Origin of the sequence: Paenibacillus nuruki, from assembly GCF_001721045.1 — a bacterium.
Taxonomy (GTDB): domain Bacteria; phylum Bacillota; class Bacilli; order Paenibacillales; family Paenibacillaceae; genus Saccharibacillus; species Saccharibacillus nuruki.
The window spans coordinates 158,820-173,115 of the sequence record NZ_MDER01000038.1 but is presented as its reverse complement, the minus strand read 5'-3'; the positions used below and the strand labels follow the sequence as shown (position 1 = coordinate 173,115).

Annotated in this window: 2 protein-coding genes; both read left to right on the top strand. The window is 38.4% G+C overall.

The genetic code is table 11. From position 1 onward, the window contains the following. Nucleotides 1–19: 19 nt before the first annotated feature. Entirely contained in the window at nt 20–7,783 is a 7,764-nt protein-coding gene (locus tag PTI45_RS11090; protein ID WP_069327637.1) for a non-ribosomal peptide synthetase, read from the top strand. A gap of 42 nt (nt 7,784–7,825) precedes the next feature. Beyond that, on the top strand, nt 7,826–14,263 hold the full coding sequence (locus PTI45_RS11085) for a non-ribosomal peptide synthetase (protein WP_069327636.1): 6,438 nt from the start codon (nt 7,826–7,828) through the stop codon (nt 14,261–14,263). Nucleotides 14,264–14,296 lie beyond the last annotated feature (33 nt).

Sequence of the window (14,296 nt, the reverse complement as noted above, 5' to 3'; positions counted from 1 at the left end):
ATATTCAGGGAGGCTCATCATGAGTAAGCGTCTTGAAATTGAAAAAATGGTTTATCTTACACCGCTACAAGAGGGCATGTTATTTCATTCGATGATGGAGCCTGATTCATCCGCTTATATCGAACAAGTACAATTATCTATTACAGGCGAATTGGATCATTCTATGTTAGAGCAAAGTATGCAAACCGTGATTCAGCGCCATGAAACGTTGCGTTCCAATTTGTATCACAAAAATATGGCACGTCCTCGTCAAATTATTTTTAAAGAACGTTCTATTTCTATTCAATATATAGATGGGATGCACACTTCAGATGATATAGCAGAGCAGATAAAGAAAGATCGTCAGACTCCATTTGATCTAACTAAAGATTTATTAATACGTATTTCTGTACTTCATACAGGAACAGAACAATATACTATTCTTTTTACTTTCCACCATATTATTATGGATGGTTGGTGTCTGGGGATTGTTCTAGAAGAATTATTGACTATTTATGCAGCACTACGTAATGGTCATACTATTCAGTTAGCTGAGCCTGTTATGTACAGTCAATATGTCAAATGGTTAGAACAACAAAATGAAGAAGAAGCTCAGTCCTATTGGGAGAACCTTTTACAAGGATATGATCAACAATCAACAATTCCTTCTATCAGTACTTTAACTGGGAAAAGCGATCTTCAAATTAAACCTACATCTTCCTATGAAATAGGAGAGCATTCTTTTCAGTTAAGTGTTTCATTGAGTCGTTTGCTTCGTCAAACCAGTGAATCTTATGGAGTTACAGTAAGTAATCTTTTTCTAGCGGTCTGGGGAGTTATCCTTGGAAGATATAATCAGCGTGAAGATGTAGTCTTTGGAACGGTGATCTCAGGTCGGCCACCACAGATTCAAGGGATTGAACGAATGGTAGGTTCATTTATCAACACCATTCCAGTGCGTATTCAGATGTCGAGTGAACAGACATTTGCACAATTATTTAGACACATTCGTCAATTGATGATCGAAGCGCAGACATATGATTATTGTTCATTAGCCGAAATTCAATCTCGTAGTGAATTGAAGCAACAACTGCTTGATCATATTATGGTATTTGAAAATTATCCATTACAAGATCTTGTCCAACAAAATGAATGGGCTGAAAAGCTAGGTTTTCATATCACAAATGCTCATTTATCTGAACAAACACCGTATGATTTCAATATTGAAATCGAAGATGCAGAACAATTTACTATTTTGTTATCTTATAATCGTCAAAAATATGATGAATCTATAATGAAGCAGATCGAAGGACACTTGATACAAGTGTTAACACAAGCAATACAGTCACCTGAAAGACCTCTTATCGAAATCAATATGATGACAAAAGAAGAATCTATGATCATTCTTGAAAATTGGAGTGGTCCACATACAGATCGTGTACCAACTACATTTCATGCCTTATTTGAGCAACAAGCTTTGCTTACACCTGATCATATAGCAGTTATAGATGAGTATGAAGAACTTAGTTATAACGAATTAAATGCACGTGCGAATCAACTGGCACAAGTATTACAACAGCAAGGGGTACGTCGTGGTCATCCAGTAGCTATTCTGGTTGAACGTTCGGCACAAATGATTATTGCAGCACTTGCAGTCATGAAATCAGGTGGTGCTTATATACCTGTTGATCCCACGTACCCTTCAGAACGCATTGCTTATATGTTACAAGATAGTGGAACAGCACTTTTAATAAGCCAATCTTATCTGGTATCTGCTCTGGAAAATAGTAACTATACAGGTCAGACGATATATATCGATCAGTTAAAAGAACGTGAAACTACGGCTGTTGTAGAAAACGAAAGTGTGGATGATTCTGACCTTGCTTACATCATCTATACTTCTGGAACAACAGGCAATGCCAAAGGCGTTATGATTGAACACGGTCAATATGTGAACACAGCATACGGATATCGAGATGACTATCGTCTGAAAGAATTTGCAGTAAAGTTATTGCAAATTGCTAGCTTTTCTTTCGATGTATTTGCAGGAGACATGGCACGTACTTTCTTAAATGGAGGAACAATGGTGATCTGTCCGCAAGACGTTCGGATTGATCCTTCTGCATTATCACAATATCTTGTCAAACATCAAATTACTGTATTTGAATCTACACCTGCTTTAATTTTACCTCTAATGAAAGAAATATATGAGCAACATATTCGACTGGATACGATGAAATTATTAATTACCAGTTCAGATAGTTGTAGTGTACAAGATTATCGAGTTTTACTTGAACGGTTTGGATCACGTATGCGTATTATGAACAGTTACGGAGTCACTGAAGCAGCGATTGATTCTAGTTTTTACGAAGAGGACGCAGATCATTTACCAGTTAGCGGTAATGTACCTATTGGAAGACCTCTGGCCAATCATTCTTTTTATATCGTAGATCAGTATCTTCGTCCAGTTCCTGTAGGTGTAGCCGGTGAATTATGTATAGGTGGACAGTCTGTTGCTCGTGGATACCTGAATCGTCCTGAACTTAGCGCAGAGAAATTTATTACAAATCCCTTTTCTGAAAAAGGTAGATTATATCGTACAGGTGATCTAGCACGATGGTTACCTGATGGGCAGGTTGATTTTATTGGACGAATCGATTATCAAGTGAAGATTCGAGGATATCGTATTGAATTAGGCGAAATCGAATCTGTACTGCTAGCTCAGTCGATGGTTGAGCAAGCTATTGTAACCGATCGTACAGATGAACAAGGAGATAAATATCTTTGTGCCTATGTTACAGGAACAATTGATATTCAAGTATTACGAACAATATTGCTAGCACAACTTCCAGTGTATATGATTCCTGCGCATTTTGTTCATCTAGAGACTTTACCACTTACGCCTAATGGTAAAATCGACCGCAAAGCGCTTCCTGCACCGACCGATTCGCCAATAACGACTTCTTCTTATGCCAAACCTCGTAATACAACAGAGGTAGAAATGGCTCAAATCTGGGAAGACGTATTGAGTATTAGTCGTGTTGGAATTGACGATTCTTTTTTTGAACTGGGTGGACATTCACTCAAAGCAGTAATGTTAGTTGGACGGATTACCAAGCAATTCGGTGTTGAATTACCTATACGTCATGTATTTGCTTATCCAACCATACGTCAAATGGCACCACTAGTAAGAGGTGTTGAAGATACAGGTTACACTGAAATTGAAGTAGCACCTATTCAAGAATATTATGATGTTTCATCAGCGCAAAAAAGACTGTTCATTATTGATCAGTTAGGCGATACTCAGCAAGCTTATAACATGAGCGCTGTATTAGAATTACAGGGGAAATTAGATCAAACACGGTTGGAAAAAGCATTTGCAGCTATGGTTGAACGTCACGAATCGTTACGTACTTCTTTCCACTTTGTCGATGGACAACCGGTACAAAAAATTCATCCTCAGGTTGATTTTCAAGTCAGTTATCGTGAAGATGATTTTGCAGATCCGGCACAACTGATGGAATCTTTTATCCGTCCATTTTCATTGGATCAAGCACCATTACTGCGTGTAGAACTTATTGAGGTTGCTAATGATTATCATATATTGCTTGCAGATATGCATCATATTATTACAGACGGTATATCTATAGAAGTATTTGTGGAAGAATTTAGCCGTTTATATGCGCAAGAAGAATTACCAGAGCTACGTATTCAATATAAAGACTATGCGGTATGGCAACAAAGTATGATGGAAGAGACTAGAGAAAAGCAGCTCCCGTACTGGGAACAACTATTTGATCAGGGCAAAGATGTTCCTGTGCTCAATCTGCCAACTGACTGGAATCGACCAGTTATGAAAAATTTTGAAGGCAGTAGTCTGATACAGGAATTGAAGCCGGAACTGACTCGGGAATTGTATGCGTTATGTGCCAAATCTGGAACGACTCTTTATATGGTGATGTTAGCTGCTTATGCTAGTTTGTTGTATCGCTATACGAGTCAACAAGATCTGGTGATTGGTTCACCTATTGCAGGTAGACCTCATCCAGATATTGAGCAAATCATCGGTATGTTTGTTAATACATTACCAATTCGTACTCATATAGACCCTGAACAGACATTTATGCAATTGCTTGAACAGACCAAGCAACAGACGTTAACAGCTTATGAGCATCAAGATATTCCATTTGAAGAAGTGGTCGAACGTTTGAATTTGCGCCGTGATGTTAGTCGTAATCCTTTATTTGATGTCATGTTCGTTCTCCAAAATACGGGTATGAAACAGATCGAAGTAGAAGGCCTAACTTTCCGTCCGGTTGATTTCGAAATGGGTATTGCCAAATTTGATGTAACCTTAAATGTCGAAGAATTTACAGATAAATTAATTGTTTCTTTAGAATATGCTACTAAATTATTTCGTATAGAAACAGCACAACAAATGCTTAATCATTATATGGCGATTTTAGTAGCTATTGCTTCTAATCCAGAAACATCTATAGCAGATATACCTTTATTGCAAAAAGAAGAGCAAGACCAATTGTTCTTATTTAATCATACAGCAGCTCCATATGCTGAGCAGGATACGTTGTATCAACTATGGGAAAAACAAGTACACAAAATACCTGATCATATTGCTTTAATTTGCGGAGATCGTCAGATCACGTACACAGAATTAAATGCTAGAGCGAATACGTTAGCCATGAAATTACGCAATCAAGGTGTAGAGCCTGATGCTATTGTTGGGCTGATGGTAGAACGCTCACTTGAAATGGTGGTTGGTATTCTAGGAATTCTCAAAGCAGGGGGCGCTTATTTACCGATCGACCCTTCACATCCTGAAGAACGTATTCAATTTGTTTTAGAGGATAGCCAGACTTCATGGTTATTACGACAATCTCATCTTGGAGAATCCATCGCTTTTGCTGGGACTACTTTTATATTAGAAGAATCAGAAATGTACGATGAACATATGCATGATCTATCGCCTATGAGTCAATCTACAAATCTTGCTTATGTTATCTACACATCGGGTTCAACAGGTCGCCCTAAAGGAGCTATGATTGAACATCATTCTGTGATCAATCGTCTGCAATGGATGCAAAATCGCTATCCTTTGGGAACAGAAGATGTGATATTGCAAAAGACTCCATTCAGCTTCGATGTCTCGGTATGGGAACTGTTCTGGTGGGGAGAAGTAGGCGCTAAAGTAGTTTTATTGCCACCAGGAGGAGAAAAAGATCCTGAGATTATCTTAACTGAAATAGAAAAGCATCATGTGACTACTATGCACTTTGTACCTTCAATGCTATCTGCTTTTCTAGATGTATTAGAAAATTCTTCTCGTATTCATCAAATTCGAAGCCTTCGCCGCGTTTTTGCAAGTGGAGAAGCTTTACCAGTGAGATTAGTAGAACGATTTAATCGTTTAATTGCAACTCATTATGGAGCAGAACTTATTAACCTGTATGGACCTACGGAAGCAACAGTAGATGTCAGTTATTATGATTGCCCTTCAACAAACGAAGTTGTAAAAGTACCTATTGGTAAACCTATAGATAATATTCAATTATTTATAGTAGATGCACAGTATCATTTGCAACCTATTGGAGTTGCTGGAGAACTATGCATTTCAGGAGTAGGGTTGGCTCGAGGATATTTGAATCGACCTGAATTAACAGCAGAGAAATTTATCGAGAATCCATTTGTACCCGGTCAAAAAATGTATCGCACAGGAGATCTCGCTCGTTGGTTGCCCGATGGAAATATCGAATATCTAGGGCGAATTGATCATCAAGTAAAAATTCGAGGGTATCGAATCGAATTGGGTGAGATTGAGACTCACTTATTCCGTCATGAAGTCGTTAGTGAAGTACATGTAATGACCCGTCAAGTCTCTGATGAAGGACAAGAACTGTGCGCTTATATCGTGCCTGATTTGAATCAAGTAGTAGATATAGCCGAATTACGCTCTTTCTTGGCTCTATATGTTCCTGAGTATATGATTCCAGCTCATTTTGTATTTTTGGATCATATGCCAGTGACTGCTAACGGTAAAATTGATCGTCGCGCATTACCTGAACCTGATCTTAATCAGCGTCATACTCAAGCTTATGAAGCTCCGCAGACTGAGGTACAACAGATATTAGCTAACGTATGGCAAGAAGTACTAGGCATTCGCCAAGTAGGCATCACAGATAACTTTTTTGAATATGGTGGCGATTCAATCAAGGCTTTACAAATAGCATCACGTCTTAATCGTCAAGGACTCAAAATGGAAATTCGGGATCTTTTCCGATACTCAGATATTGTCAGTATTGCTCCTTATATTGAGAAAGTAGAGCGTCAAATTTTTCAGGATGAAGTACAAGGTGAAGCTCTACTTACACCTATTCAAAAACGATTTTTTAAATATAATCTGGCGCAACATCAACATTATAATCAAGCAGTCATGCTTCAAAGTACTAACCGAATAGATATAGATGTACTGAATCAAGTATTTCAGCAAGTGGTTGAACATCATGATGCTTTGAGAATGGTATATAAGCAGCATAAAGACATTGTATCTGCACAACATCGCAGTATAAAAGAAGAACATTTATACCTGTTAGATGCACATGATTATTCTCAATACTCCCAGACACAAGCGTATGAACAGATAGAGCAAATAGCAGATCGTCTTCAGCATAGTTTGAATCTAGAGCAAGGACCTTTAATTCGTGCAGCTCTATTTCAAGCGCCAGAAGAAGATCAATTGTTCATTGTCATTCATCACTTGGTGGTAGATGGCGTGTCATGGAGAATTTTATTGGAAGATTTGGAAGTAGGCTATCAGCAAATTTTACAAAAACAGCCTATCCAATTCCCTTCCAAAAGCGACTCTTATGCAGAGTGGTCAGCACGTTTAGACCAATACTCTAATGAACAAAAAGCAATAGAAGAGTTGGCATACTGGAATACATGGGCATCACAGAAACAAGAACCGTTGCCACAAGATATGCCTGTTATAGATGATGGATATGAACAAGATAGTCGTGAAGAAGTAATGACTCTAAGTAAAGAGGATACTCAGCGTCTACTTCAACAGACCAACCATGCTTATAATACCGAAATCAATGATATTTTACTGACAGCATTAGGGCTTACTTTCTATGAATGGAGCGGTCGATCACAGATTCATGTCAGCGTAGAAGGTCATGGTCGGGAGTCTTTGTTCAGCAATATAGATATTTCGAGAACAGTTGGATGGTTTACCGTTATGTATCCACATATTTTGAATATAGATCATGCGGATGATCTGGGATATCAGTTGAAAGAAATTAAGGATGGATTGAGGAGAGTTCCGAACCAAGGTATAGGATATGGCATTCTTCGTTATTTAACATTAGAACAGGAATCACTACCTTTGGAGAAGCTACGTACTGCTCAAGAACCAGCAATTAGTTTCAATTATTTAGGTCAGTTTGATGAAGCTAGTAACGATTCATCACAACGTCTTCTTCAATCTTCTCCTTTATCCGTAGGAATGGAAATCCATCCAGAAATGAAACGTGCATTTACATTGGATATTAATGGGATGGTTAATGATGGACAGCTGAAAATGACCTTTAATTATAATCGTCATCAGTATACTCCAGCGACTATAGCGAAATTGGCCAAACAGTATCAGCACTATTTACTGAAGTTGATTGATCATTGTACAGGTAAGCAGACGACAGAACAGAGTCCTACGGATTTCACATATAATCAGCTTTCAATTGGTCAATTGGATCAGATTAGCAACATGTTAAGCGGAAAGTTGAAATGATTTTCAGTCAGAAGGTATGTTAATCCAGAAAGGATGAGCACTTTGAGTCAGCCACAAATTCAAGATATTTATCCATTATCTCCAATGCAAGAAGGCATGCTATATCATTCATTATTAGATCCAGATTCAGATGCTTATTTTCAACAAAATGTTATTACTTTGCAGGAAACGTTGAACCCTTATTGGGTTCAACAAAGTCTGCAACAGATTATTAATCGTTATGATGTTTTTCGTACGATTTTTCTGCATAAAGAAACAGAACGTCCTTTGCAAGTCGTTTTAAAAGAGCGTGAAGCACCTCGTGTGGAAATCAAAGATGTTCGCCAGCACTCGGACGCTCAGAAACAGCAACTACTGACAGAATTTCAGCAACAAGATCGTATATCCGGGTTCGATCTGGAGAGCGATGTTCCTCTGCGTATCACTCTTTTTCAATGGAAAGAGGGGATATCAAAATTAGTATGGAGTTTCCCGCATATTATAATGGATGGTTGGTGTCTAGGCATTGTAGCTAAAGATTTCTTTGCTATCTATACGTCTTTACGTGATCAGACAACTGTTCAATTAGAGACCGTCTATCCATTTAGCCAATTTATTCAATGGATAGAACGTCAAGATAAGACGGAAGCTTCTACTTATTGGAACAATTATTTGGAAGGATTAGATCAAGAGACGGTTATTCCTGGATATATACGTTCATTAGATAAAAATTCACAGGCATTTGATTTAGAACAGCATACTTTTCGCTGGAATCAACAGTTAACTCATCAGCTAGAACAATTAGCAAGGCAGTATCAAGTAACTGTGAGTACTGTATTTCAAGCAGCATGGGGAGTGATGCTCCAGAGTTATAATTGTCGTCGCGATGTGGTATTTGGCGCTGTCGTTTCGGGAAGACCTGAACATATTTTAGGAATCGAAGAAATGGTAGGCTTATTTATTAATACTTTACCTGTAAGAGTACAAAGCAAGGAAGAACAGACATTTGTATCATTATTAGCACAGATGCAGTCTGCTATGAACGAAGGGAATCGTTACAGTTATCAGTCGCTTGCAGAACTTCAGAATCAATCTATATTGAAGCAAAATTTATTGTCACATATTCTTGTTTTTGAAAATTATCCGCTATCTGAAGAAATTACGCATGGTGATGAAAACGGTAATGCAAGCTTACAGATTACAGACGTCGACGGATTTGAACAAACGAATTATGATTTGACCGTTATGGTGGTACCGGGTCAGGAATTAGAAATTTCATTTTCATACAATCTGCATCGTTATGAGTCATCATTTATGATTCGTATGGCAGATCATTTAACCCGTGTTATTGAACAAATTATACATACACCGGATATAGAGTTGTCGCGTATCCAATTGCTGACTCCTCATGAGTGGACTCAAGTGGTTGAGGAGTTCAATGCTACAGATGCCGAATATCCTTCTCATCTTACTATTCATTCGTGGTTCGCAGAACAAGTGGAACGCACACCAGATCAATTGGCTGTAAGAGATGGACATACGTCACTGACTTATACCCAATTGGATAAGCAATCGAGTGACTTGGCTCGTCTGTTACGTGCTCAAGGTGTTCGCCCTGATGACATTGTAGGCATTATGATGGAACGTTCTCATTATATGATGGTCAGTCTACTAGCAATTCTCAAATCAGGTGCTGCTTATCTTCCCCTTGATCCTTTTCATCCGCAAGAACGCTTGGAATTTATACTTCAAGATAGCGGCGCACAGGTAGTAGTGACTACTGTTCAGCATGAATCACGTTTACCTGAACATCTTCATTTGATTACGGTAGATACAATAACGCCTGATGAGAACGAGGCGTATCATGAGGATGATCTTATTCTAGTAGAACCTTCTCATCTGGCTTATGTCATCTACACGTCCGGTACCACTGGAAATCCTAAAGGAGCGATGATTGAACATCGATCTTTAGTGAATCGAATCCACTGGATGCAAAAGCAGTATCCTCTGACTTCACAAGATGTTATTTTACAAAAAACACCTTACAGTTTTGATGTATCTGTATGGGAATTATTCTGGTGGAGTACGCAGGGAGCAAGCGTAGTCTTTTTAGAACCGGAAGCGGAAAAAGATCCTGCTATGATTGCACAAGCGATTGCTCAGTATGGAGTCACTACGATTCATTTTGTACCATCGATGTTATCTGTTTTTCTAGAACATCTTGAACTAAAAGCAGAAGTAGAACGGTTATCCAGTCTTCGTTATGTATTTGCGAGTGGAGAAGCTTTACAAGTGCAACAAGTCAATCGCTTTAATGATCTTCTTTATAAAACGAATAATACACGTCTTATTAATTTATATGGTCCTACTGAAGCTACTATTGATGTATCTTATTATGATTGTTCACACCAAGACAACAATACACAGTCTATCCCTATCGGACGTCCTATAGATAATACTCAATTGTATATTATGAACACAGCTTTGCTTCCACAGCCTATTGGTGTTCCAGGAGAATTATGTATTGCCGGGGTAGGATTAGCTAGAGGATACCTCAATCGGGAGCAACTTACTGCTGAAAAGTTTGTACCTATTCCACATCAACCTCAGCAACGTATGTATCGTACAGGTGATCTTGCACGCTGGCTACCTGACGGCAATATCGAATACATGGGACGCTTAGATCATCAGGTGAAAATTCGTGGGTACCGCATCGAATTAGGAGAAATCGAAGCCATTCTTTTGGAAGACAAATCGATTAAAGAATGTGTTGTGTTAGATCGTCGTGATGATCAGCAACAAGCGGTATTGTGTGCTTATCTAGTGAGTGATACAGAAGACATTTTACTTGAAGAAGCTATTCGTGTACGTATAGCTAGCAAACTACCATCCTATATGATTCCTACTCATTTTATGATGATTACGCATATGCCTGTGACTTCTAATGGCAAAATTGATCGTCGCTATTTGCAAAATATAGAACTGGATCAAACATCTACTGAATATGTAGAACCCTCTGGTGCAATAGAAGAAAAGTTAGCTGATATATGGAAAAAGTTGCTGAATGTCAAAGTAATTAGTGCTACAGATTCCTTTTTTCAACTAGGTGGTCATTCTTTAAAAGCATCTCAACTGGTTGCTTTGATTCATCAACAATGTCAGGTGGATGTACCGTTACGTCAAATTTTTAAATATCCTATATTACGCGACCTAGCTAGATTCATTACAACAAGTGAATATGAACTAACTACGTCGATTCAACCTGCACCTGAACAACCCTATTATCCTGTAACTTCTGCTCAGCGCCGATTGCTTATTTTGGATCAGTTGGAACAACACAGTTCTGCATATCATATTCCACATGTACTTCTGACAGAGCAACATATAGATATTTCACGTTTACAGTCTGTTTTTGAACAGTTGATTCAACGACATGAATCGTTCCGTACTTCATTTACAATGGTACACGAACAACCTGTGCAACATATTCATCCTCAATCACATTTTCAACTTGAAGTTACAAGATCGGACTTGGATTATCAATCCATTGTTCATGCTGAACATAATCTATTCGATTCAATTATTGATACATTTATACGTCCATTTGATCTGACTCAAGCTCCTTTGTTACGTGCAACCGTTGTACAGTTTGTAAACGGCGGAAGCGCATTGCTGATTGATATGCACCATATTATCGCGGATGGAGTCTCGTTGACTATTATTACAGATGAATTTAATCGCCTGTATGAAGGTCAGTCCTTACCTGCTCTCAAGCTTCAATACAAAGATTATGCAGTATGGCAACAGACACATTCAGATCGTATGGGTACACAAACTCAATATTGGCTAGATCAGTTATCAGGAGAATTGCCTATCTTGAATTTACCTGCTGATTTCTCCAGACCTGCGTTACAACAATTTCAAGGTGATCATTTTTTATGCACGCTTAGTGACTCAGAAACACGACAACTTAAAAAATTAGCTTCTGATTATGGAGTTACTTTATACATGTTGTTATTAGCGGCTTACCATACATTATTGCATAAATATACAGGTCAACAAGATATCATTACAGGCTCACCTATTGCTGGAAGATCACATGCTGATGTTCAATCGATCGTAGGGATGTTCGTCAATACGTTAGCGATACGGAGTCAACCCCAACCAGATAGCACATTTATTCAATTTCTAGAAGAGATCAAACAACTATCTATTGGAGCGTTTGAAAATCAAGAAGTACCCATTGAACAAATCATAGATGGGTTAGCTTTGCGACGTGATTTAAGCCGGAATCCATTATTTGATACGATGCTTATTGTACAAACGATGGAATTTGATGATACAGCAAGTAAAGATGTGCTGTGGAAAGCTTATGAATACAATGCAGCAGTGTCCAAAGTAGATTTGACTCTACAAGTAGAAGAACAAGAACAGCAACTTCAATTCCAGTGGGAATATGCCACCCACTTATTTAAGCAAGAAACGATTCAACATATAGCAGAGCACTGGTTGTGTTTATTAACTGCTATTATTGATTCTCCTGAAGCTCGATTGTCTGAACTTCATATGTTAACTCCGGGTGAACAAGAACAACTATTGTATCAATTCAATCCAATTCCAGTAGCTTATGCAGATCAGATGACCATTCATGGATGGTTTGAACAACAAGCACAAGAGACTCCGAATGCGATTGCTCTGATGTGGTCTGAGCATCAATTGACCTATCAACAGTTAGATGAGCAGGCGAATCAACTAGCTCGTTTGTTAATCAGTCATGGTTCAGGGCCAGATCGCTTGATTGGACTTATGACTGAACGTTCTGATTGGATGATTATTAGTCTACTGGCTATCCTGAAATCAGGAAGTGCTTATGTACCGATTGATCCTGATTATCCAGCTGCTCGTGTGCAGTATATGTTAGAAAATAGTGAAGCTTCCCTATTAATCACTCAACGTACCCTTGTAAAAGGCTGGGAATATTCAGGAACAATGATTATGGTAGATGATCGAGAATGGGCTACAGAATCGACTCAAAAATTACATCTACCGATCCCGGTTCGTTCGAAACATTTAGCTTATGTTATTTATACTTCTGGATCCACTGGACAGCCCAAAGGCGTGATGCTTCAACATCAATCAGTAGTGAATTTCATTACAGCAATGCGACAAGAACTTCATTTTACAGCAGGTCATAAAGTGCTTGCTTTAACTACACTATCATTTGATATTTTTGTATTAGAAACGCTCGTTCCATTAACTAGCGGTATGACTGTGGTTATAGCAGAAGAAGTACATCAAAAAAATCCGCATCTTTTAGCAGCATTGATTCAACATCATCAGATTCATATGATCCAAATGACACCTTCTCGTCTACAAATGTTGATGAATAGTAAAGAAGACGCGCAGTGTCTAAATAATGTGCAAGAACTTTTAATTGGTGGAGAAGCTTTGCCATTATCTTTACTACAAGCTGTGCAATCATTTAAAAACCTGCGAATTTATAACATGTATGGTCCTACAGAAACGACTGTCTGGTCAGCAATGTATGAATTAACAGATGCTTCTGCTATTCGAATTGGACATCCTATATTGAATACACAGATTCGTATTGTAAATGGACAAGGTCAATTGCAACCGATCGGTATAGCCGGTGAGTTATGTATAGCTGGTGAAGGGTTAGCTCGTGGATATTGGAAACAGGATGTTCTTACATCTGAAAAGTTTGTAGATGATCCTTATGGACTTTTAGTCACTGAAAGCAATGCGTCTATTTATGCAGAATCTACAGGTCAAGCTCAATCGTCCAAAATGTACAAAACAGGGGATCTGGCACGCTGGTTACCTTCAGGTGAGATCGAATTTTTGGGGCGGATAGATCATCAAGTTAAAGTTCGAGGGCATCGAATCGAGCTTGGAGAGATTGAAGGAATGTTGACCCGTCTACCCGCAGTGAATGAAGCGATTGTGTTAGCAATTAAAGATCATGCTGATCTGTATACATTAGCTGCCTATTTGGTACTAGTGGATTCTACATCCATTTCGTTATTGGCTGATATCCAGACTCATTTACTTTCACAGTTGCCTGATTATATGGTTCCTTCTTCTTTTGCACTCATAGAAAAGATGCCATTAACACCTAATGGCAAAATTGATCTTAATGCTTTACTTCATATAGAGACCGAAACGATTGCATTAACAGAATATATCGCTCCACGTCATGAAATGGATCAAGATTTAATTGAAATATGGTCGGATATTTTAAATCAACCACAATCACAGATCGGAATTCAACACTCCTTTTTTGAGCTAGGTGGGCATTCGTTGAATGCATCATTGTTTATTGTACGTCTACGGGAGAAGTGGGGGATACAATTAGATCTGCGTCATTTTTTCCAATATCCTACTATTGAATGGACAGCCGATCAAATCATACAAGAGCAAGAAGAACTGCGACGTTTTGAAGAGTTGCTGCGTGAAGTAGAAAGTATGGAACAGTTGTAACATGATAGCCAATAGGTAGAGGAGTGAATCAAA